Origin of the sequence: Pseudoalteromonas haloplanktis ATCC 14393 (assembly GCF_000238355.1) — a bacterium.
Lineage (GTDB): Bacteria > Pseudomonadota > Gammaproteobacteria > Enterobacterales > Alteromonadaceae > Pseudoalteromonas > Pseudoalteromonas haloplanktis.
Genome location: NZ_AHCA01000002.1, coordinates 69,966 through 91,883 on the forward strand (window position 1 = coordinate 69,966; position 21,918 = coordinate 91,883).

The window sequence follows — 21,918 nt, forward strand, 5'->3', positions numbered from 1 at the left end:
CTAGTAGAGAAAAATATTTAAGTCGATTGCTATTAGTGCCAATCAAATTGTTTTGTTTCATAGCAATGCACTTTATCACTGATCATTAAGCTATTCTCATCGATAATAACATCCCAATTTAAACTACGCGTTAAGTCCATTTGAATATCATCTACAAACTGTTGATCAATTTCGATAATATGGCTATTTGCAAATAACTTCAAGCGTGACTCAGACTCAGTTAACCACTGACTATTGCTTGTCGTTAAAATTAATAATTCGTCGACTTGTTTCGCTATTTTAAAAAGCTGATCAAGATTGGGCTGAGCCACACTTAACCATGTTTTATAATGATCATCCAACGCTTGTATACCAACATCTGGCTGCAGTCTATCTGAGAGTTTATTTAGCACCGCATTACTGTCGTAAGACAAAAGGCAATACCCTACTAGCTTTAAAACAAAATGCTCGAGCGTTTCATTTCTTGTTAACGCGGTGGTAAAAACCTCTTGATGATTTCGCTGCTGACGCAAGTCTGCAATGCTAAATCGTGCTTTAAAGATCCGGGCTTTATCAGACATAACATTCACCAAACTAGTGATTATTTCTACTTGAGTATAGCCTTACTAATGAAAATGTGTTTATTTTAAAGTTATGGTATAACATTATTGATTGGCTGAAATGATGGTGTTATATTATATCACAACATAATAGCCACGATGTAGTAACCATGATCCGACATTCATTAGTATCAACAGCAATTATCACTGCACTAAGTTCTTTTTCTGCTCATGCCGCGGTTGTATCAGGCCAAGTTCTAGATGATAAAAACCAACCGATCAGCCAAGCCGACGTGCATATACACGGTAAAGCTCAATCAATCAAAACTGATAATAATGGCCAGTTTAGTATTAATATCGACGCTAATAGTCAATTGCATATTAGTAAAGACAATTATGTTGATGCCCGTATTGCAGTCAATGAAACAAGTCCAGCATTACAGATTACCCTTGTTCCAACTTCAGTTGAAACAGTCGTGGTTTACGCTTCTGCCCTGCATAAAAATAGTTTAGAGATGATTTCACCGGTGAGTGTACTTAGCGGCGATGAACTACGCAATAAAGCACAGCCAACTTTAGGTGAAACCTTAAAAGGCATTCCTGGCGTAAATGCGAGTTATTTTGGCCCAGTCTCTTCAAGCCCGATAATCCGTGGCTTAGATGGTCCTCGCGTTAAAATCACCCAAAATGGTTTAGACAGCAGTGACGCATCAAGAATTGGTCCTGATCACGCAACATCAAACGACAGCCTAGCTGCTGAACAGATTGAAGTTTTGCGAGGCCCTGCGACGTTATTGTATGGTTCAGGTGCAATTGGCGGTGTTGTTAATGTGGTTGATAACCGAATTCCTACCGATAACATTGATCAATTAACCGGTGCAGTAGAATACAGCCACGATACTGTTTCAAACGCGAATACTTATGCAGCTAAGTTAGAAACAGGTCATAATAATTTTAACTTCCATTTTGATGGTACCAAACGTACTGGTGATGACTACCAAACTCCGCGCTTCAATTTACCAGAAGAAGAACACGAAGATCATGAGGGGCATGACGAAGAAGAGCATGAAACAGCAACCTCAGTTGAAAATACATTTATTGACAGTCAAACGGTTAACTTTGGTACTAGCTATGTGGGGGAGCATTTAACGTTAGGTCTCTCTTATGGGCGTATAGAAACAGATTATGGCATTCCAGCGCATAGTCACGAGCATGAGCATGAACATGAACACGAGCATGAAGAAGGTGAAGAAGAAGCTGTTTATGCACGCGTAGAACAAGATCGTTGGCAAGGTCTTATGAGTTATGCATTGCATAATAATTGGATTGAAACCATTAATTTACGCCTTGGTTATACTGACTATCGCCATGCAGAAATTGAAGATGGTACAATTGGTACAATCTTTAGTAATGAAACCACCGAAGCACGGTTTAATGTCGAACATAAAATAGGTAACTGGCATGGTATGGCAGGCTACCACTTTAGTGAATCTGACTACGACGCTGATGGTGAAGAAGCATTTACACCAGCGAGTAAAACCACAACCCATGCACTGTTTATCTTAGAAGAGCAACAGTTTGGCGATGTGACACTTGAGCTGGGTGCGCGTTTAGAAGATTATACCATTGATAGCAATGTTGATGCTTCAGCGCATGACCATGACCATGACCATGAAGATGAGCATACGGATGAACACGAAAATGAAGTAACAGCCTACAGTAAAAGTTTTACTAACCTAAGTGCTTCAGCAGGTGCTATTTGGCAATATACACCGGGCCAAAACGTGTCTCTTAGCGTATCACATTCAGAGCGCGCCCCATTATCTGCAGAGCTGCTTTCTAATGGTGTACATATTGCCACTGGCACTTATGAGCTAGGTTTAGGCTATGTGATAGAAGACGGTGAAATTCATTTTGAACCGGAAAATATCAAACAAGAAACATCAACCAATATTGATTTTGGTTTTAGACGCTTTAGCGGTGATTTTGGTTATACCGTTAATTTTTTCTATAACGATATTAAAAACTTTTACTATCAGCAAAACACAGGCTTAGTATTTGATGAAGAACACGGCCTTGAGGCTGCAGAGCCAGGCCACGATGATGGTATGGCTGTTTATCAATTCGTTAGTAAAGATGCAAAATTATACGGTATTGAATTTGATGCTCACTATCAATTAAATTCAAATGCAATGGTCAAAGTATTTGGTGATTCAACCACAGCAAAACTTGCCGATGATGAAGGTTATTTACCTCGAATTCCAGCGAATAAGCTAGGATCAGAATTACAATATAATATAAGTGATTGGCAATTTAACTTAACCGGCACTCATTACTTTGAACAAAATGACATTACAGCTTATGAAACAGCGACTGATGGTTATACCTTATTCGATGCACAAGCAAATTATCAATTAACTGTCGGCCCTGTCGACACGCAGTTTTATATCAATATTGATAACATCACTGATGAATTAGGTTTTGTACACAGCTCCTTTATTAAAGATCAAGCGCCATTACCAGGGCGAAACTTTAGACTCGGTGTTCGTGGTTACTTCTAACCGATTACACGATTAACTCAGTGTTTATAATGGCTGGGTTAATCAAAAATTGACTATAAAAAAACCACTCTTAAATAATTAAGAGTGGTTTTTTATTATGAGCATAAAACGCTCATAAAAAAGCTATTAAAGAATAGCGTGTAACTCAACATCAAATACAAGCGTTGAGAAAGGTGCAATCGCTGCACCTGCGCCACGTTCACCATAAGCAAGCTCATGAGGAACATAAATACGCCATTTAGTGCCAACAGGCATCATTTGTAATGCTTCAGTCCAACCTTTGATAACGCCACCAACTGGGAATTCAGCAGGCTGACCACGCTCATAAGAGCTATCAAAAACGGTACCGTTGATAAGTGTACCGTGATAATCAACACGCACTGTAGACTCTGCTGTTGGCTTTTCGCCTTCACCTGTTGCAAGTACTTCGTATTGAAGACCTGACTCAGTTACAGTGATTTCAGCACGCTTTGCATTTTCTTCTAAGAATGCAATACCTTCAGCTGCGAGTACTTTAGCTTCTTCTTCACGACGAGCTTGAATTTCAGTGTTGATTTTTTCGAAAGCAGCTTGGATCTCAGGGATCTCAACTTGGAAATCGTCACCCGTATAAGCATCTTTCATGCCTGCAAATACTGAATTTAAGTTTAAACCTTCGAATGGGTTTGCTTTAAGTTGCTCACCCATTTGTAAGCCAATACCGTAACTTGCTTTTTCAGCATCTGTAGTAAAATTATCTGACATAATGTGTTTCACGTTTTGTTTATACCAAGCGTAATAACCTTGGTATCAGTTAAAAGACGCGCCTATGCTATCATAAAAAAAAGCCCTTTTGGGCTTCTTTAAGATTAGTTTTTAGGGAGTTTTCGCTTAATGAAGCGCGCCGCAAAAGTAAATATAGGTAAACTGATCAAAATACCAGCAAGGAGTGGACGACTCAGTAATGCTTGCGGACCTATGAGTATTACAGGGACCACTAACAAGCCAAAAAGGCCAATATAAATTGCTGCTACTTCTGGCCAATGCTTATCATATTTGGTGATCAAATGGGCTGATAAAATATTAAAGCCTAAGCAATACGCCATTGCAGTCATTAATACCTGCTCAGGTTGTGAATCGATAGCCATCTTAACCAATAAATTAATTGCACTGTGGTAACAATAGCCAAATACACTCCACAACAATACATGTTTGAGTATTCTTTGAGCTGTATTTAATTGATTTTGTTTTGACATACTAAACTCCAGATAGCAAAAAGCCGCCCATAAGGCGGCTTTTTAAATATGGTGGAGAGATAGGGATTTGAACCCTAGATGGGCTACAAACCCATGCCGGTTTTCAAGACCGGTGCATTCGACCACTCTGCCATCTCTCCGTACGGCGCGGATAATAGTGGTTACTCGCCTTATTGTAAAGTCCTAAAATAAAAAAACCGAAATTAATTGTAATAATGACGCTACTAACAGCAAAACTAAGTTAATAATACTGTTTTGGACGTTTCGCAATCCACGAGCATAATAGACACACAAGTAAGCTAAAAGTCACAAAACTTAGCCCTTGGAAAATTAAGTCATAGCGATTGAGATCATCACTTGGTACTAAAACCAATATAAATGCAGGTAGAATACTAAGCACTAACACATAGCAGCACACTTTAAATGCCCTGCCAAAATCAAATCGTCTGGTACGCTGCATCCACCACGCTAAAATAACAACAATACCTATTGATGACATTGCAATTAAATGAGGAGTCTGTGTGCTAAAAGCCGTGTAAAGAGTGATAGCAGCGCCAACAAAGCCCCATAGAGACCACGTTAGCCATTTTTCTTTTTCACGTAAAAATAAATTTCCCATTGTTCTCGTCTTTTTTATCGTTATTGTTATAAGACATTCCATACACTAACAAAAAACAACAGATTAAAAAACAAACCGTAGAAGAATTATTGTTCGCATCCTAGCGCTTCTCACAGCCAACGTATAACGGAGCAAAGGTAACAAAAGCAACCTTAATACAGTATGACTATGATGGCGCTGAGAAGTTCACTTTATAATATACTGAAAAAATCGTCGACGTGATGTCGTGCAGGCTTAGTGCAATCAACAACCGCAGTGCCTAAATAAAGGTAACCGACAATTTCATCTTGCTCAGCAAGGCCAAGTGCATTCTTTACTGCAGCACTTTGCGCAAAGTAGCCGGTACGCCAAATACCAGCCAACCCTTGTGCAAACGCTGCCTGTTGCATTGCAAACACCGCACAACCTGCGCTTTGTATTTGTTCAATTCGAGGAACTTTTGGGTGCGCTTGATACTTTGCCACGGCAATGATGATCATGGGTGCTCGCTGCGGTAACTCTTTAGCACGACTGATGGTTTTTTCATCTTGTTGTTCTGCAATCGCACTTTGATAATAAATCTCACCCAAGCGATCGCGCCCTGTTTCTTCTACAATAAAAAATTGCCAAGGGGCCAAACCACCATGATCGGGAACTTTTAATGCAGCCTTTTTAATGTTGTCTAATTGTGCTTGATTGGGTCCAGGGAAACTTAATTTGGGATCAGATTGGCGAGTTAATAACAGCTCAATAGCGTCCATAGCAATTCTCTACTTTAAAAAGAAACTAGCATAACATTGTTAGCGAACGCTAAGAAAGTTAGAAAGTTAGAAAGTTAGAAAGTTAGAAAGTTAGAAAGTTAGAAAGTTAGAAAGTTAGAAAGTTAGAAAGTTAGAAAGTAGTTAGAAAGTTTGCAGCGAGTGCTGCAAACTTACAAACAAATATCGCGATTATTCGAGCCTTCTTCGTAACCAGTGATCCACACTCACAAAGCGTCCACCACCAGTAAAAAACAAGCTTAGTAACATAGCAAAATAGATGGCTGAAAATTCAATGCCATTATTTAATATGGAGGGTTTGCCCTTTTCATATAGGTAATCCGGGAAACCATGCTCTTCAACTAAATCGCGAATTTTTTCAATGCGATCTTTAACCTCACGAGAATTATCGAGGCTTTCTTTAGCACCGGGAATAGCTAACCAATCAAGTACTTGAGCAGCACTGGTATCGGGATCGGTCGGCGCAATAGCAAACCAACCATTGTGCCAATGTACAGAGGTTGCAGCAACGACCATAGTAAACATCAGTGGAATACTCACTAGGCGTGTAAATAAACCAATCAACAACAGCCAACCGCCTAGAAATTCGCTCCAACCAGCTAAAAAAGCCAGTAAGTCAGGAAAAGGTAAGCCTAAGCCCCAATCAGCATTGCCAAACCAACTAACAACATCAGGAGAAGCTAGAAAAAATTCAAAAAAGCCCGTGTCTCCACCACTTATATTGAGCTTGTTATAACCCGCGATGATCATAACAGGCGCGAGTATCAATCTAAATAGTAAGGCAGGCAGACCATCAAACAAGGCCGTTTTTTGTAGGGACGTTTTATAGAGTGTGATCAATGTATTCATCGTAGCAGTCTAGTCTTTTGAAATGTATTAAACAAAGACCGCTACGACAGAAAGTTTATTTCAACTAAATTTTACGCGCAACTTGAAGCGCTTCATAAATAGCTCGTTTTGCATCAATTGCTGACGCTAACTTAGCCCCACCAATCACATGTACTTTTGGATGTTCAGTTAATTGGGACATAACCTCATTGTTAGACACTTGGCCGATACACGCAATGACTGTGTCAACAGGTAAAACTTGCTGCTCTGCTGCTACTGTAATTTTCAAGCCTTGGGAATCAAAGTGATGGTACTGACAGTCAGCAATTTGTTTTACACCATGTTGCTTTGCAACTTGGCGATGTATCCAACCCGTGGTTTTGCCAAGGTCACCGCCAAAGCGCCCTGCACTGCGTTTGAGCATAAATAGCTGGCGACTATCTTTATGCGGTGTTGGCTCGCACTCAATACCCCACTGGGTTTTAAACTCAGTGATAGTTTGATTTTTATGCTCACTTAAAAAAGCAACCATATCAAAACCAATGCCACCGGCACCTAAAATCGCAATCGACTGCCCCAATTCAACCTCACCACGGATCACTTCATCATAAGAAAAAACCCGTTTGCCATCAGCGCAGGTAAAGTTTGCTTCTCGCGGACGAACGCCGGTGGCAAAAACAACATCATCGTATTGATCAAGCATACTATCTGTATATGCAGTGTTGAGCGTTACTGTAACCTTGAGGCGCTCAAGTTCGTTTATAAAATACCGAAGGGTGTGATTAAAATCTTCTTTGCCTGGGATTCGCATTGCTAAATTAAATTGACCGCCCATATCGGTGTTTTTATCAATCAGTGTGACTGTATGGCCTTTTTGTGCCAAGTAGCAGCTCGCAGATAACCCCGCAGGGCCAGCACCAACGACCAATACGTTTTTAGCTTTTTGCGTGTGTTCAAGCGGGTAATCTAATTCAAAGCCCGCTTGAGGATTTACTAAACAAGTGGCTCGCTTGCCTTTGAATACATGATCTAAGCATCCTTGGTTACAGCCGATACAAATATTAATTTGTTCACTGTGTTGTGATTGGTATTTATTAAAAAACTCAGGATCGGCAAGCAGTGGGCGTGCCATCGAAATTAAATCTGCATCCCCTGCTGTTAAAATTTCATTGGCAATTGCAGGCGTGTTAATCCTATTTACCGCAATGACAGGCACTGACACCACTTCTTTTAAGCGTTTTGATGCTTCTTTAAATGCACCAGGGGGTACCATACTGGCAATGGTGGGCACACGCGCTTCATGCCAACCAATACCGGTATTAAATATATCAACACCAGCCTGCTCTAACGCTTTAGCTTGAATTGTGACTTCTTGCGGCGTTGATCCATTTGGGATCAGATCCATCACTGATAAACGAAAGATGATTAAAAACTCTTTCGCTACTTTCGCCCGAACTGCTTTAACAATGTCTAACGCTAAACGCATCCGGTTTTCTAAACTTCCCCCGTATTCGTCTGTGCGTTTATTGGTATGCGGCGCCATAAACTCATTGATCAGATAACCTTCTGAGCCCATAACTTCAACGCCATCATAACCTGCCTTTTGCGCTAAATAAGCTGACTGAGCAAAATCTTTAATGGTTTTTTTAATTGCACCAGCAGACATCGCCTTTGGTGTATAAGGGTTAATAGGCGCTTTTATTGCACTCGGGGCTTGATTAAATGGATGATAAGCGTAACGACCAGCGTGTAATAATTGTAAGCAAATCTTTCCGCCATGTTGGTGTACAACGTCAGTGTAGGCACGATGCTTAACTACATCATAATAGCTGTTAAATGAGGATGAAATAGGGGTTAACTTACCACGCAGATTAGGACTATAACCACCCGTGATAAGCATAGCGGTACCACCTTTAGCGCGTGCTTCATAAAAAGCACGAAGTCGTTTTCTATTATGCCACCCCTCTTCAAGCCCAGTGTGCATTGACCCCATCACTAAGCGATTGCGTAATTGTGTGTGTTTTAATTGTAGTTGTTGTTCTAACATCCTCTGCCCCGTTAACTGGTCTAACCTCTATACATTAGCGAATTTTGCTTGAATGGCAAGTAATAAGCAACAAAAGCACTAAATTATGTATGGTATTGACCGTTAACGTTGTAAATAACGACATTCATAAATACTTAGTTACGATTTAACAGTTAAATAAATTTTTATTCTAGGCTAAGATGGAGTTAGATATAAGTTGTACCAGACTAAGGATTTATTTTGATTGCAAAGCTGTTTAAAGGACTCTGGGCAGGAATTAACTTTTCTCGTCGTTTAGTTCTCAATTTTTTATTTGTACTAATTGTGATTCTTTTCATTGTCTCAATAGCCAGTGATGACGATGAAATTAAAGTTGCCGATACTTCTGTGCTCAGGCTCAACCTCAATGGACCAATCGTAGAAGAAAAAACCTACGTAGATCCAATTGAAGCAGCCATCAATGATGCCACAATGGGTAACGAAGAGCCGGCAGAAATTTTACTCGATGATATTGTTGAAGTAATTGACCAAGCAACTAAAGATGATCGTATTAGTGTCATTTTGCTCGATTTACAAAAAATGCCGAATGCGCATTTGAATAAATTAAAGCAAATCACACAGGCGCTTGATCGTTTTAAAGCGACAGGTAAAAAAGTAATTGCATCAGGCTATTATTACTCTCAAGCGCAATATTACCTTGCGGCTCATGCAAATGAAGTCTCAATGCACCCTTACGGTGGTGTTGAAATTCAAGGTTTTGCTATGTACCCACTGTATTTTAAAGATGCATTAGAGAAGGTGGGTATCACACAGCATATCTTCCGCGTTGGCACATTTAAATCTGCAGTTGAACCATTTATTCGTAATGATATGTCGGATGCAGCCAAAGAAGCTAACAGAGTTTGGCTAGGTGCCTTATGGCAAGAATACAAGCAAGATGTAGCCGCAGTACGCCCATTTGATGAAACAAACTTTGATGAAACTATGGATATCTTCCTTGCAAAAATGCAAGCTGTGAATGGTGATTCAGGTCGGTACGCACTTGAACATCAATGGGTAGATTCATTAAAAACGAATCAGCAAGTTCGCCAAGAATTGATTGCATTAGTAGGTACTGAAGAAACTGGTAAAACCTTTAATCAAGTTTCATTTAATGAATATTTATCATTAATTAAACCGCCTATTGAGTTTGATAACCCAGTAACTGAAAAAGTCGCTGTTGTTGTTGCTCGCGGTACTATTTCTGACGGCGAACGTAAAGCGGGTGAAATTGGGGGTGACTCTACTGCGGCATTATTACGTAAAGCGCGCTTAGATGAAAAAGTAAAAGCCGTGGTGCTACGTATTGATTCAGGCGGTGGCAGCATGTTTGCGTCTGAAGTTATTCGCGCTGAAGTACTGGCCCTTAAAGCAGCAGGCAAGCCTGTCATTGCTTCTATGAGTTCTGTAGCAGCGTCTGGCGGTTATTGGATTGCATCAGCAGCTAATGAAATTTGGGCTGCACCAAGTACAATTACCGGCTCAATTGGTGTATTTGGTAATTTTATGACCTTTGAAAACACGATGGCTAAACTCGGCGTGTATTCTGATGGTGTAGCAACGACTGAAATGGGTGGCCTATCAATCGCTCGCCCGCTTGATGAAAAGATGGCGCAAGTTATTCAATTAAGCGTTGAAGATGCCTATCAACGCTTTTTAGAGGTCGTTGCACAAGCACGGAATATGACCCCAGAGCAAGTCGATAACATTGCCCAAGGCCGTGTATGGATTGCAAGCCAAGCACAAGAGCTAGGCTTAATTGATAAGCTTGGTAATAAGCAAGATGCAATAAAAGCTGCCGCTGAACTTGCTAAACTTGATTTTTATGAAGTTAAAACCATCAAGCAGAGTCTTTCTGGGCAAGAGCAATTAATGCAAGATATATTTGGTAATGCATCAGTTAAGGCATTTATCGGCTCACAAAGTAGCTTGCAAAATTTATTATCAAATAAAGCGTCAATCAATGGCTTAGTGAAGCAGTTAACCTCTGAGGTTGAAAGCTTACAAGATTACAATGATCCGCAAGGAATTTATGCACGTTGTTTAGTGTGTAACGTTATTCAGTAAATCAGTCGTTCTCGACTGTACTCTATATCTGCACAGGTTATACTAAGCCCAGTTTTTTTTACTGGGCTTTTTTATGAAACGTAAACGTATTTATATCGCATACACGGGCGGTACAATTGGCATGAAAAAATCAAGCCGAGGTTATATTCCTGCGGATGGCTTTTTAACACAAACCGTAGTAAACAATGCTGAATTTAATCGTGATGAAATGCCTTTATTCGATATTCACGAGTATTGCCCGTTAATTGATTCATCAGACATGTCCCCTGCCCATTGGCAATTAATTGCTGATGACATTAAAAGTAAGTACCAAGACTATGATGGTTTTGTGGTACTCCATGGTACAGATACCATGGCCTATACCGCATCTGCACTGTCATTTATGTTTGAGAACTTGACCAAGCCAATAATTGTCACTGGCTCACAAATTCCCCTTTCACAGCTACGCTCTGATGGCCAAGTCAATTTACTCAATGCCATGTATTTAGCGGCAAATTACCCAATCGCAGAAGTCAGCTTATTTTTTAATAATCAACTATTTCGTGGTAATCGCGCAACGAAAGCACACGCAGACGGGTTTGATGCTTTTGCCTCGCCAAACCTCGAGCCACTGGCTTTATCAGGTATCAACATTCAGTTACTCAAGGGGCAGTTGAGTCCGTATGTTGAAAATGAACTACAAGTCACCAACATCACACCGCAGCCTATTGGGGTGTTGTACTTGTATCCTGGGATCAGTCATGCCGTGGTTAAAAGTCTAGTAAACGATAATATCAAAGCCTTGGTATTATTGAGCTTTGGTGTAGGTAATGCTCCACAAGATCCAGAGTTTTTAGAGATCCTAGCCAGCGCAAGTAAACGCGGCATGGTGATCATCAATCTAACTCAATGCTTAAAAGGTCATGTCAATATGGGCGGTTATGCAACAGGTAATGCATTACTCAATATTGGTGTGATCAGTGGCTATGATATGACACTGGAAGCATGCTTAACTAAATTACATTACTTGTTTAGCCAAAAGCTTGAAATTGAAACCATTCGCCATCTAATGCAAGATAACTTACGTGGTGAGTTGAGTCGCTAAGCTGGATTGCTGACAATAAAAACATTGTTTAAAACTAAAAGGCACGCTAATTAGCGTGCCTTTTATTTAAACCGTTTAGTCTAATTAACGAACTTTTGCGTCAATATCAACTAAGTCAGTTAAATGGCATACTTCACCACTGTGGGTTTTAATACCATGCTCACCAAAGTAATCTCGCTGAGCCTGTACTAAATGACCATTACTTGGCGTAGTTAGTGTGGCGAAATACGTTTGCGTTGAGCTTAATACCGGAAATGCTAATCCGGTCATCATAGCTTGACCTGTGACTTTACGCAGTGCGAGTGACTCTTTTTCAAGGGTATCAATAAACTCAACACCCTCAGCAATGTTATCTAAATAATCAGCACGAATAATACAGCCTGCACGCCATGTTTGTAGCGTTTTAGATAAGTCTACTTTCCACTGATGCGCACGCGATGCGCCTTTAATAAGCGCAAGGCCTTGGCGATATGCCAATAAGCTTGCAAACAAGAAAGCATCTTTAAGTTCGTCTAAATCAAGCTCAACTTGTGACGTTGCTTTCGCAGCATAAGTCATTTCTTTTGCAGCGTGTGTATCGCCGGTATTGGTTAGATGACGCGCTTGAACTGCAGCTACCAATGAAGGGACTGCTATACCTAGTTCTAGTGCATTTTGCGCAGTCCATAAACCTGTGCCTTTGGCGCCTACTTTATTGTCAATTAAATCAACAAGGGCTTCCGCTTCGTCAGTTTCTAACGATAAGATATGGCTTGAAATAGATAGTAAATAGCTATTTAGTGATCCTTCAGACCATTGGTTAAAAATTTCAGCAACTTCATGTGGTGTACGGTTGGTGCCTAAACGCAATAATTGATACATTTCAGCAATTAATTGCATTAATGCGTATTCGATGCCGTTGTGCACCATTTTAACAAAATGACCACTGGCAGATTGACCTACACGGGCAAAACACGACTCACCTTTGTAACTTGCAGCCACTTTTTCAAACCATGGCTCGACACGCTCCCAGCCACCTTCTGAACCACTTGCCATCATTGCAGGACCATGACGAGCACCTTCTGCACCGCCAGAAATCCCCATAGTGGCAAATTCAAATTTATTTTGATATTTAAGTTTACGCGTGATGCCATCTTTATAGTTACTATTTCCGCAATCGACAATAATGTCGTCGCAATCAACACCCGCTTCAACTAATTCGTTACACACTTTATCAACTAACTCACCTGCTGGTACTAATAACAAGATTGAGCGAGGTGGCGTTAACCGTTTTACCATATCAGCTAAATCAGACACAATGTGCAGACGATCTGCCATGCCTTGTAATTTAGCACAGCTTAATAGCTCTTCGCCCGCATCTGGGTTTTTATCATAAGCTACTAGCGTCATACCCTGTTCTATCAAGTTCAGAGCAAGATTTTTACCCATAACGCCTAACCCGACTAATGCAACTTGCATTTAGTGTCCTCCTCGGTAACAACTATTGGTTAGTAAATGAAAATAATACCGCGCGCATTATACCCAAGCCACTTAAAAATGCGAGCCTAGAGACAGATACCACTGCGTATATATTATGAAACCTGTACTGCGGATAATAAATTACTTATTCACAGTTCATAAGAACATACATTCTGCGCGATTATAGCAAACAACCATTCACTGAGGGCGATAAATTTTCCTAGCTTGGATGTAGCCCGATCATTGACGGAATCTGACACCGGTGTCATAATGTGGTAATATTTATTTTGTATAAAATAATGGCAGCATAATAAGTTACACAGCTTTTATAGATGTATTAGCTGCCAATAAAAACCGTATTATGCGTGTAAAACGACATATATAAATAACGAAAAACCGTCAACCTGCTTATAATTTAATAAGCCTACAGGAGAATTTGATGCTTAGACGCACAAAAATAGTCGCGACCCTTGGACCTGCAACCGATCGAGATAATAACTTAGAAAAAATAATCCGTGCTGGTGCAAACGTAGTGCGTTTGAACTTTTCACACGGTGTTGCACAAGATCACAAAGATCGCGCTCAAGCTGTGCGTGATATTGCTAAAAAATTAGGTAAGCACATTGCTATTTTAGCTGACTTACAAGGCCCTAAAATTCGTGTATCTACTTTTAAAGATGGCAAAGTATCACTGGCCGTTGGCGCTAAATTTATCTTAGATGCAAAAATGGAAAAAGGCCAAGGCGATATTAACGCAGTTGGTATTGATTACAAAGAATTGCCACAAGACGTCGCACCAGGTGATTTATTACTATTAAACGATGGCTTAATTCAATTGACCGTTGCAAATGTTGAAGGTCATTTAGTCCATACCACAGTAACCGTGGGTGGTGTGTTATCAAATAACAAAGGGATCAACCGCTTAGGTGGTGGTTTAACTGCACCTGCGTTTACTGAAAAAGATAAAGAAGATTTAATTACTGCCGCTGAAATTGGCGTTGATTATATTGCAGTTTCATTCCCGCGTAGTGGTGATGATATGCGTTATGTGCGTTCACTTGCCGAAGCTGCAGGTTCAAACGCACAATTGCTAGCTAAAATTGAGCGTGCTGAAGCAGTAGAAACCGTTGAAGCTGTTGATGATATCGTATTAGCATCTGATGCTGTAATGGTTGCACGAGGTGACTTAGGTGTAGAAATTGGCGATGCCGCATTAATGGGTAAGCAAAAGCTTATTATTCGTCGCGCTCGTTCACTTAATCGTACTGTGATCACCGCAACGCAAATGATGGAATCAATGATTGATAACCCGATGCCAACGCGTGCAGAGGTTATGGATGTTGCCAATGCTGTACTAGATGGTACTGATGCTGTGATGCTTTCAGCTGAAACAGCTGCTGGTGATTACCCTGAAGAAACCGTTGCAACTATGGCACGCGTTTGTTTAGGTGCAGAATCACAAAAAGAAACGCATGTTTCTAAGCATCGTTTAGATAGCCGTTTCTCGTCAAACGCTGAATCAATTGCTTTATCTGCCATGTATGCGGCAAACCACCTAGATTCTGTGAAGGCGATTGTAACGTTAACTGAATCAGGCAGCACGGCTAAATTAATGTCACGTATTAGCTCTGGGTTACCAATTTATTCATTGTCTCGTCACGCAAGTACACTTGGTCAAACAGCATTATATCGTGGTGTTTACCCCGTATTTTTTGACTCAACACAATGTGAAAAAGATAACATGGTAAAAGATGCTCTTAACACATTAGTTGCATCAGGCTCTTTACAATCAGGTGACACTGTTATTCTTACTCACGGTGATGCAATGGAAACCATCGGCGCAACCAACACCATGAAAATAGTGACAGTTGCTTGATCAGCCACTTCAGCTAGAAGTTAAAACTAAAAAACGCGAGCACACTGAGCTCGCGTTTTTTATTTAATAAAAAAGCGTTTTAATACAACTTGTACTAACTAATATTAACTTGCTAACGCAGCTTTAACTTTGTCGCGATAACTACGGCTTACCTTTAGTTCTTGACCATTGTCTAGCACTAACAAATACTCACCACTGACCTGGGTAACTAGCTTACTAATTTGTTTTGTATTGACTATTGCACTGCGATGTACGCGGACAAATAATTGTGGATCAAGCTCCTGCTCTAACTCTTTCATTGTTTTGCGAAGGATATGAGTTTGTCCATCTTGGCAATGCAAACACATATAATCACCAGCAGCGTCAACCCATTGAATTGTTGCGACAGGAACACGGATTATTTCTCCTTGTTCTTTCACAGCTAAAGACTCTGGGTAACGTCGATCTGTTAATGTATCGCCGGTGGCGAGTTTTTTCAAAATCTCTTCACAATTATTGCCAGTAATTCCAGCGACAAAACTTGCCAATTTCTTTTTATGGGCGTTGTCTTGTTGCGTCTTCAAGTAGGTATGCACTTTCTCTACCGCCTGTTTAAGTCTATTGTCATCGACTGGTTTAAGAATATAATCTAAAGCATGAATTTCAAACGCTTTGACTGCGAACTGATCAAATGCTGTAACAAATACAATCGCAGGTAGTGCTCTGACACTTTCACTCAGTGCTCTAGCTACCTCAAATCCATTCATTCCAGGCATTTGAATATCTAAAAAAACTAAATCTATTTTCCCTGCTTGGCATGCATCTATGGCTTCTTGTCCAGAGCTACAAAGTTGCATGACTTCAATATCATCAAATTCTTCTAATCTAACTGCTAAACCTCTACGAGCTAAAGGTTCATCATCAACAATCAGGGTCTTAATCTTGCTCATTTTTTCACAGCCTTTTCAAACGGAACGCGCAGATTAACCTTCAATCCACTTGGCGTATTATGTGACAACACAAACGAATAGTTATTCTCATATAAGGTTTTTAAACGGTCTTTAGTATTTGCCACCCCAACCCCTTGTGAGTTAACCAATTGGCCATTAAGTAATTCTGTACCAGGGCCATTATCGCCTACTTCCAATAATAGTTCATTAGCAAAAACTTGTGCTTTAATATCAATCACTCCCCCCTCTGTGAGATGAGCTATCGCATATTTAATCGCGTTTTCAATGATCGGTTGCAAAATCAAGCTTGGCACTAATGCATTTTTTGCTTCATCGCTGACTTGTACATTCACTTGAAGTCGTTCATCAAAGCGCACTCGCTCTATTTCAAGATAGAGCATCAATGCATGTAACTCTTGTTCAAGTGGTACTTTTTTTATTGGATCAGTATTGAGTGTATAGCGTAAGAAATCACTTAACTTTGACACCATTAAATTAGCATCTTTATTTTCTTTTACCAAAATCAACGTCGATATGGCATTCAAAGTATTAAATAAAAAGTGTGGATTTAACTGATAACGAAGCATCTTTAATTGCGCTTCATGGGCCATGGTCGTTGCTTTAAGGGCCTTTTGTCGCTCACTTTGCAAGAGCTGATAATATTTAATACCAAAATACAAACCACTCCAACAAAGGATAATATAAACCGAATCTAAACCTTGCTGAAAATAGTAAAACCACTCTGTTGGGCGATAGCCATGGCGGTAAATTTCCCATAAATTAAATTTTTGGATCACCGCCCATAAAGTACCGGTAACATAAGACGCAGTGAACACCACCAGCATTAAAATCCAAGGGGCTGCATTCCAGACCTTACGATACATATACCGTAATGGCACAGTCATTAAACATCCGGCGTAAGCATTGAGCACGATCACAAATACATAGATATCGCGCATTTCAAATACTTTAGAGCCAATGTAGTTAACAAGTGCATAACCTATCCAACCGGCGATCTGTAAGACCCAAAAAAACCGTTGGCGGTTATCAACTAAGGATTGCCAATTCAAAATAGTTAATTACCTCATTTATTTGTAATTATTATATAGCGTTAATTGGGGTGGGATCACTACCGACTATCTCGCTTTTCACGAGGCTTACCGCAAAGATTTTAGTTAGAAATGAGTACACAGTTTATTTTAGCCACAAAAAAAGGAGCCATGGGCTCCTTTTCATTACTTATTTTAAAGCTTAAGCTGCCGCTAGGCCTTCTTTTGCTTTTGCAACAAGCGCTGCGAATGCAACTTGGTCATAAACAGCGATATCTGCAAGGATCTTACGATCGATTTCTACAGAAGTCTTTTTAAGACCATTGATAAAACGGCTGTAAGACAGACCATTTTGACGTGAAGCAGCATTGATACGTGCAATCCATAATTGACGGAAAGTACGTTTCTTAGCACGACGGTCACGGTAAGCGTATTGACCCGCTTTAGTAACAGCCTGGAAAGCTACGCGGTAAACACGTGAACGTGCTCCGTAGTAACCTTTTGCTTGTTTTAAAACTTTTTTGTGACGTGCACGTGCGACAACGCCGCGTTTAACTCTTGCCATTTCTAAAAACCCCTATTAAGCGAATGGTAACATACGTGAAACTAGACCATGGTCATTTTTATGAACCATCATCTTAGGACGTAGGTGTAACTTACGCTTAGAAGTTTTCTTAGTCAGAATGTGACGAAGATGCGCTTGTTTACGCTTGAAACCGCCAGAAGCAGTTTTCTTGAAACGCTTAGCTGCGCCTCTGTGACTTTTTAGCTTATAAGCCATTGCAATAACTCCAAATGTATTGCTTTAAAATTAGTAAGCAGGCGTGAGATATATTGCTACAGCTCCACTTTTAGGCCTAACTTACTGCCATATTCCGGTGAAAACTCAACATAAATGCTGCAGTTTTACTTTAAAACCGGTTAACTCAGGTGAATATTCGCATATTACTTGCAGACCTGAGCTAAATTCGGTGCGTATTCTAGCTTGTTTATTGCTTTTTAGCAACAGGGGCCATCATCATAACCATTTGACGACCTTCAACACGATTTGGGAAAGACTCTACTTGCGCAAGATCTTCTAAATCAGCTTTAACACGGTTTAATAATTCTATACCAATTTCTTGGTGCGCCATTTCACGACCACGGAAACGAATAGTGATTTTAGCTTTATCACCCGCTTCTAAGAACTTACGTAAGCTACGCAGCTTGACCTGATAATCACCTTCATCCGTACCTGGACGGAATTTGATTTCTTTTATCTGGATTTGCTTTTGTTTCTTCTTCTGCTCTTTTAGTTCTTTGCTTTTTTCAAAGATGAACTTACCGTAGTCCATGACCTTACACACAGGCGGCTCAGCATTTGGGCTGATCTCTACTAGATCAACACCTGCTTCATCAGCCATAGCTTGCGCATCTCTTAATGTTTGAATGCCAGCTTGTTCGCCGTCGATGTCGATTAAACGAACTTCTTTAGCTGTAATTTCATCGTTGATACGATTTTTTTGAGCTGTTTGTTGCCCTTTCTTGCCGCCTCTAATGGTACGTTCCTCCAAGAATATCAAATATTAAGCGTGTAGTTAGCTGTTGTGTTAATGCCCTACACGCTGGATTTTTATTGTCGATGTTTAATTTCTTCACAAATTTTAGCGACGAAGTCATCAACATTAAATTTGCCCAAGTCTTCACCTGTGCGAGTCCGTACTGCCACTTCTTGTTGTTCAACTTCTTTATCGCCAACAACAAGTAAATAAGGAATACGTTTTAATGTATGTTCACGGATTTTAAAGCCAATCTTCTCATTTCTCAAGTCAGCAGCGGCTCTAATTCCAAGTTTATTTAATTTTTGTACAATTTCTTGCACATAATCCGCCTGTTTATCAGTGATATTCATGATCACTACTTGCTTAGGCGCAAGCCACGTTGGGAATAAACCTGCATACTCTTCAGTCAATATACCGATAAAACGCTCGATAGAACCAAGAATAGCGCGGTGGATCATAACCGGTGTACGACGCTCGTTGTTTTCAGCAACATACGTTGCACCTAAACGACCCGGTAAAGCAAAATCGAGTTGCACTGTACCACATTGCCACGCTCTGTCTAAGCAATCGTACAAAGTAAATTCAATTTTCGGACCGTAGAAGGCGCCTTCACCCGGTAAATAATCAAATTCAATGTTATTTGCTTTAAGCGCATCTGCCAATGCTTGCTCTGCTTTATCCCAAATTTCGTCTTCGCCGATACGTTTTTCAGGGCGAGTAGAAAGCTTTACAACTATTTTTTCAAAGCCAAACGTTTCGTACGTGTCGTAAACCATTTTGATACATGATGATACTTCATCCATCACTTGGTCTTCGGTACAGAAAACATGCGCATCATCTTGAGTAAAACCACGAACACGCATTAAGCCGTGCAACGCACCTGATGGCTCATTACGGTGACAACAACCAAACTCAGCCATACGCAGTGGTAAATCACGGTACGATTTTAAACCTTGATTAAAGATTTGTACGTGACCTGGACAGTTCATCGGCTTAATAGCGTACTCACGTTTTTCAGATTCAGTGGTAAACATTGCATCTGAATATTTATCCCAGTGGCCTGACTTTTCCCATAACGAGCGGTCCATCATCATTGGACCTTTTACTTCTTCGTACTGGTATTCGCGTAGTTTTTCGCGCACAAAGTCTTCTAGTTCACGGTAAATGCTCCACCCATCGTTATGCCAAAACACCATGCCCGGTGCTTCTTCTTGCCAATGCCATAAATCAAGGGCTTTACCAATACGACGGTGGTCACGTTTTTCAGCTTCTTCTAAACGCTTTAAATATGCTTTTAGTTGCTTCTTGTCACCCCAAGCTGTGCCATAAATACGTTGCAACATTTTGTTTTCTGAGTCACCACGCCAGTAAGCACCTGCTACTTTCATTATTTTAAAGTGTTGGCAGAACTTCATATTTGGTACGTGCGGACCACGACACATATCAACATACTCTTCGTGATGATATAGGCCTGGACGATCATCTTTAGCGATATTTTCGTCTAAAATTTCGATTTTGTATGTTTCGCCACGCGCTGCAAATGCATCGCGCGCTTCTTGCCAGCTGACGGTTTGTTTAACAACGTCGTAGTTTGTTTTTGCAAGTTGTAACATGCGCTTTTCAATGGCGTCTAAGTCTTCTTGACTAAGTGAATGTTCCATATCGATATCATAGTAAAAACCATTATCGATAGTAGGACCAATTGCCATTTTTGCTTCTGGGAACAGCTGCTTAACAGCATGACCTATTAAGTGAGCGCATGAGTGACGAATGATCTCTAAACCATCATCATCTTTTACCGTGATAATCTCTAAGCGTGAATCTTCAGAAATTAAATCACATGCATCCACACGCACGCCATTAACACGACCTGCAATGGTCGCTTTAGCAAGGCCTGGGCCGATATCATTGGCTACATCAAGGGTGCTAACTGGGTTTTCAAAACTACGCTGACTGCCGTCAGGAAGGGTAATAACTGGCATTATAAATCCTTACTACAGTGGTGACGCCTACAATGCATCACATGTATTTATTTAAAGTAAAATGAGTAACTCGACAACGCTTTTACGAATAAGCATTGTTAATTTTAACCATATTGGTTAATGCATTTGTTGAGTCTTACCAAACGCAAGCAGTTATTGTCGCGTTTGAGGCGGTTAAATACAAGTATTTAGCCAGACAAATTGACAAATAACCGCGGCATTTCATACTTAATGCAATTTCAGCTGTTGGATCATCGAATGACCACACTTAAAAGTATTCGTTTTGCCACCTTAAATTTACTTAATTATGCAGCGCCCCCTTATTCCTTTTATCAATTACACGAACGTTACAATGCAACACAATGGCGGCAAAAACAGCAATTTATTGCTGACTTCTTGCAACAAAGCCAAGCCACGGTGGTGGCATTTCAAGAAGTATTTAGCCCACAACAACTCGAAATACTGTGTAAAGAGCAAGGCTATAACTATTTTGCTACCGTCGCCTGCCCCCGCAGTGACAATCTCTACCCGCAAGTATTATTTAATCCCGTCGTCGCGATTGCCGCAAAAATTCCTTTTCAGCAATGCCAGCAACTAACTCCTTGCCCTGAGCTACTGGAATATTTAAATAATCAAAATGAGTTTAAATTTAACCGTACGCCAATTAAATGTCATTTTGATATACCCGGCTTTGGCGAGCTAGCCTGTTATGTGGTGCACTTTAAATCACAACGAGTGCATTCCATGGCGCATATGCTAAACATTCACAATCAAGACGATCCACTACTTAATTTACTGCAGCAAACGGTTGGCATGATGCAATCACATATATCACGGTCACTGGAAGCATCAATTGTTTACTACGACGCACTTAAAACGCAGCGTGAGAACAACTGTGCCACCTTAGTGATGGGCGACTTTAACGACAATATCCAAAGCCCAGCGTTATCGTTTATGACGCAAGGTTTTCACCCGACTCGATGCGAACCATGTCTAGAGCTTGAACAACCCATAGTTGGACTGACTGACGCATTTGCATTAAGCACCGAAGCGATTGAAGGTAAAATCAAACCTGCCACCCATTATTATCAAAGCCGTGGCAATGTTCTGGATTATATTTTAGTCTCCGGCCACTTTAATACTAAGTGTGTGTTATCACGTATACACTCTATGCGCTATTTAAGCTTCGACAAGCATTTAAACCCTGCCCATACAGAGGAGGATATTTGCATCAGCGATCATGGCGGCGTTGCCATTGAAATCGCTTTTAATACTAACTGCACTCGCATCTTGAGTTGACTTGGGTATAATGTAACAAACTAGTTAT

19 protein-coding genes and 1 tRNA gene are annotated in these 21,918 nt (G+C 40.4%); 5 read left to right on the plus strand and 15 right to left on the minus strand.

Annotation, left to right across the window (positions count from 1 at the left end):
- Window positions 1-32: 32 nt before the first annotated feature.
- Window positions 33-560, minus strand: coding sequence for a YaeQ family protein (locus PHAL_RS0104500; protein ID WP_016707229.1), 528 nt, complete (start codon window positions 558-560; stop codon window positions 33-35).
- A 149-nt stretch (window positions 561-709) separates the two neighbouring features.
- Here PHAL_RS0104500 and PHAL_RS0104505 point away from each other — a divergent pair, with 149 nt between their 5' ends.
- Complete coding sequence (locus tag PHAL_RS0104505; protein WP_016707230.1) at window positions 710-3,100, plus strand: TonB-dependent receptor; 2,391 nt, start codon at window positions 710-712, stop codon at window positions 3,098-3,100.
- 126 nt (window positions 3,101-3,226) lie between these two features.
- On the opposite strand, the gene PHAL_RS0104510 is transcribed toward PHAL_RS0104505, so the two are convergent.
- The 7 genes from PHAL_RS0104510 to PHAL_RS0104540 form a co-directional block, all read right to left on the minus strand.
- On the minus strand, window positions 3,227-3,844 hold the full coding sequence (locus tag PHAL_RS0104510; RefSeq protein ID WP_016707231.1) for an FKBP-type peptidyl-prolyl cis-trans isomerase: 618 nt from the start codon (window positions 3,842-3,844) through the stop codon (window positions 3,227-3,229).
- Between the two features lie 104 nt (window positions 3,845-3,948).
- Entirely contained in the window at window positions 3,949-4,335 is a 387-nt protein-coding gene (locus tag PHAL_RS0104515) for a hypothetical protein (protein ID WP_016707232.1), read from the minus strand.
- 49 nt (window positions 4,336-4,384) lie between these two features.
- Window positions 4,385-4,475: transfer RNA gene (locus tag PHAL_RS0104520), tRNA-Ser, on the minus strand.
- Window positions 4,476-4,576: 101 nt separating this feature from the next.
- Window positions 4,577-4,954 carry a hypothetical protein gene (locus PHAL_RS0104525; protein ID WP_016707233.1) on the minus strand — a complete coding sequence of 126 codons (378 nt, stop codon included), beginning with the start codon at window positions 4,952-4,954 and terminating at the stop codon, window positions 4,577-4,579.
- Window positions 4,955-5,145: 191 nt separating this feature from the next.
- The gene (locus PHAL_RS0104530; protein ID WP_016707234.1) at window positions 5,146-5,694 is read right to left on the minus strand and encodes an NAD(P)H nitroreductase; all 549 of its coding nucleotides are present in this window, start codon (window positions 5,692-5,694) and stop codon (window positions 5,146-5,148) included.
- A 189-nt stretch (window positions 5,695-5,883) separates the two neighbouring features.
- Complete coding sequence (locus PHAL_RS0104535) at window positions 5,884-6,561, minus strand: HvfX family Cu-binding RiPP maturation protein (RefSeq protein ID WP_016707235.1); 678 nt, start codon at window positions 6,559-6,561, stop codon at window positions 5,884-5,886.
- Between the two features lie 64 nt (window positions 6,562-6,625).
- Window positions 6,626-8,587: an oxidoreductase gene (locus PHAL_RS0104540; protein ID WP_016707236.1), complete on the minus strand. Its 1,962-nt coding sequence runs from the start codon at window positions 8,585-8,587 to the stop codon at window positions 6,626-6,628.
- 219 nt (window positions 8,588-8,806) lie between these two features.
- Between PHAL_RS0104540 and sppA the strand changes: the two genes are divergently transcribed.
- Entirely contained in the window at window positions 8,807-10,672 is a 1,866-nt protein-coding gene (gene sppA, locus PHAL_RS0104545; RefSeq protein WP_016707237.1) for a signal peptide peptidase SppA, read from the plus strand.
- A 73-nt stretch (window positions 10,673-10,745) separates the two neighbouring features.
- Window positions 10,746-11,756 carry an asparaginase gene (gene ansA / locus PHAL_RS0104550; RefSeq protein ID WP_016707239.1) on the plus strand — a complete coding sequence of 337 codons (1,011 nt, stop codon included), beginning with the start codon at window positions 10,746-10,748 and terminating at the stop codon, window positions 11,754-11,756.
- 84 nt (window positions 11,757-11,840) lie between these two features.
- Here ansA and gndA read toward each other — a convergent pair whose 3' ends face one another.
- A complete protein-coding gene (gndA, locus tag PHAL_RS0104555; protein ID WP_016707240.1) occupies window positions 11,841-13,214 on the minus strand; it encodes an NADP-dependent phosphogluconate dehydrogenase in 1,374 nt (457 codons plus the stop codon).
- 439 nt (window positions 13,215-13,653) lie between these two features.
- Between gndA and pyk the strand changes: the two genes are divergently transcribed.
- A complete protein-coding gene (pyk, locus tag PHAL_RS0104560; protein WP_016707241.1) occupies window positions 13,654-15,090 on the plus strand; it encodes a pyruvate kinase in 1,437 nt (478 codons plus the stop codon).
- Between the two features lie 104 nt (window positions 15,091-15,194).
- On the opposite strand, the gene PHAL_RS0104565 is transcribed toward pyk, so the two are convergent.
- The 6 genes from PHAL_RS0104565 to thrS all read right to left on the minus strand — a co-directional run bounded on the left by PHAL_RS0104565 (window position 15,195) and on the right by thrS (window position 20,591).
- Window positions 15,195-16,019 (minus strand): LytR/AlgR family response regulator transcription factor, encoded by an 825-nt coding sequence (locus PHAL_RS0104565; RefSeq protein WP_016707243.1) that lies wholly within the window; start codon window positions 16,017-16,019, stop codon window positions 15,195-15,197.
- Window positions 16,016-17,089 (minus strand): sensor histidine kinase, encoded by a 1,074-nt coding sequence (locus tag PHAL_RS0104570; RefSeq protein ID WP_016707244.1) that lies wholly within the window; start codon window positions 17,087-17,089, stop codon window positions 16,016-16,018. The genes PHAL_RS0104565 and PHAL_RS0104570 overlap by 4 nt, the downstream gene beginning before the upstream one ends.
- Window positions 17,090-17,270: 181 nt before the next feature.
- Window positions 17,271-17,633 carry a 50S ribosomal protein L20 gene (gene rplT / locus PHAL_RS0104575; RefSeq protein ID WP_008110477.1) on the minus strand — a complete coding sequence of 121 codons (363 nt, stop codon included), beginning with the start codon at window positions 17,631-17,633 and terminating at the stop codon, window positions 17,271-17,273.
- Window positions 17,634-17,648: 15 nt separating this feature from the next.
- Window positions 17,649-17,849 carry a 50S ribosomal protein L35 gene (gene rpmI, locus PHAL_RS0104580; protein ID WP_004587840.1) on the minus strand — a complete coding sequence of 67 codons (201 nt, stop codon included), beginning with the start codon at window positions 17,847-17,849 and terminating at the stop codon, window positions 17,649-17,651.
- Window positions 17,850-18,057: 208 nt separating this feature from the next.
- On the minus strand, window positions 18,058-18,621 hold the full coding sequence (gene infC / locus PHAL_RS0104585; RefSeq protein ID WP_016707245.1) for a translation initiation factor IF-3: 564 nt from the start codon (window positions 18,619-18,621) through the stop codon (window positions 18,058-18,060).
- A gap of 59 nt (window positions 18,622-18,680) precedes the next feature.
- Window positions 18,681-20,591 (minus strand): threonine--tRNA ligase, encoded by a 1,911-nt coding sequence (gene thrS, locus PHAL_RS0104590; protein WP_016707246.1) that lies wholly within the window; start codon window positions 20,589-20,591, stop codon window positions 18,681-18,683.
- A gap of 258 nt (window positions 20,592-20,849) precedes the next feature.
- Between thrS and PHAL_RS0104595 the strand changes: the two genes are divergently transcribed.
- Window positions 20,850-21,890 carry an endonuclease/exonuclease/phosphatase family protein gene (locus PHAL_RS0104595; RefSeq protein WP_016707248.1) on the plus strand — a complete coding sequence of 347 codons (1,041 nt, stop codon included), beginning with the start codon at window positions 20,850-20,852 and terminating at the stop codon, window positions 21,888-21,890.
- The last annotated feature ends 28 nt before the right edge of the window (window positions 21,891-21,918 follow it).

Coding starts and splice junctions, on each gene's coding strand:
- PHAL_RS0104535 (WP_016707235.1), bottom strand. CDS start 6,561: ATGAATACATTGATCACACTCTATAAAACGTCCCTACAAAAAACGGCC.
- gndA (WP_016707240.1), bottom strand. CDS start 13,214: ATGCAAGTTGCATTAGTCGGGTTAGGCGTTATGGGTAAAAATCTTGCT.
- PHAL_RS0104505 (WP_016707230.1), top strand. CDS start 710: ATGATCCGACATTCATTAGTATCAACAGCAATTATCACTGCACTAAGT.
- rpmI (WP_004587840.1), bottom strand. CDS start 17,849: ATGGCTTATAAGCTAAAAAGTCACAGAGGCGCAGCTAAGCGTTTCAAG.
- pyk (WP_016707241.1), top strand. CDS start 13,654: ATGCTTAGACGCACAAAAATAGTCGCGACCCTTGGACCTGCAACCGAT.
- PHAL_RS0104515 (WP_016707232.1), bottom strand. CDS start 4,335: ATGTCAAAACAAAATCAATTAAATACAGCTCAAAGAATACTCAAACAT.
- PHAL_RS0104565 (WP_016707243.1), bottom strand. CDS start 16,019: ATGAGCAAGATTAAGACCCTGATTGTTGATGATGAACCTTTAGCTCGT.
- ansA (WP_016707239.1), top strand. CDS start 10,746: ATGAAACGTAAACGTATTTATATCGCATACACGGGCGGTACAATTGGC.
- PHAL_RS0104540 (WP_016707236.1), bottom strand. CDS start 8,587: ATGTTAGAACAACAACTACAATTAAAACACACACAATTACGCAATCGC.
- PHAL_RS0104530 (WP_016707234.1), bottom strand. CDS start 5,694: ATGGACGCTATTGAGCTGTTATTAACTCGCCAATCTGATCCCAAATTA.
- PHAL_RS0104525 (WP_016707233.1), bottom strand. CDS start 4,954: ATGGGAAATTTATTTTTACGTGAAAAAGAAAAATGGCTAACGTGGTCT.
- rplT (WP_008110477.1), bottom strand. CDS start 17,633: ATGGCAAGAGTTAAACGCGGCGTTGTCGCACGTGCACGTCACAAAAAA.
- PHAL_RS0104510 (WP_016707231.1), bottom strand. CDS start 3,844: ATGTCAGATAATTTTACTACAGATGCTGAAAAAGCAAGTTACGGTATT.
- PHAL_RS0104595 (WP_016707248.1), top strand. CDS start 20,850: ATGACCACACTTAAAAGTATTCGTTTTGCCACCTTAAATTTACTTAAT.
- PHAL_RS0104500 (WP_016707229.1), bottom strand. CDS start 560: ATGTCTGATAAAGCCCGGATCTTTAAAGCACGATTTAGCATTGCAGAC.
- thrS (WP_016707246.1), bottom strand. CDS start 20,591: ATGCCAGTTATTACCCTTCCTGACGGCAGTCAGCGTAGTTTTGAAAAC.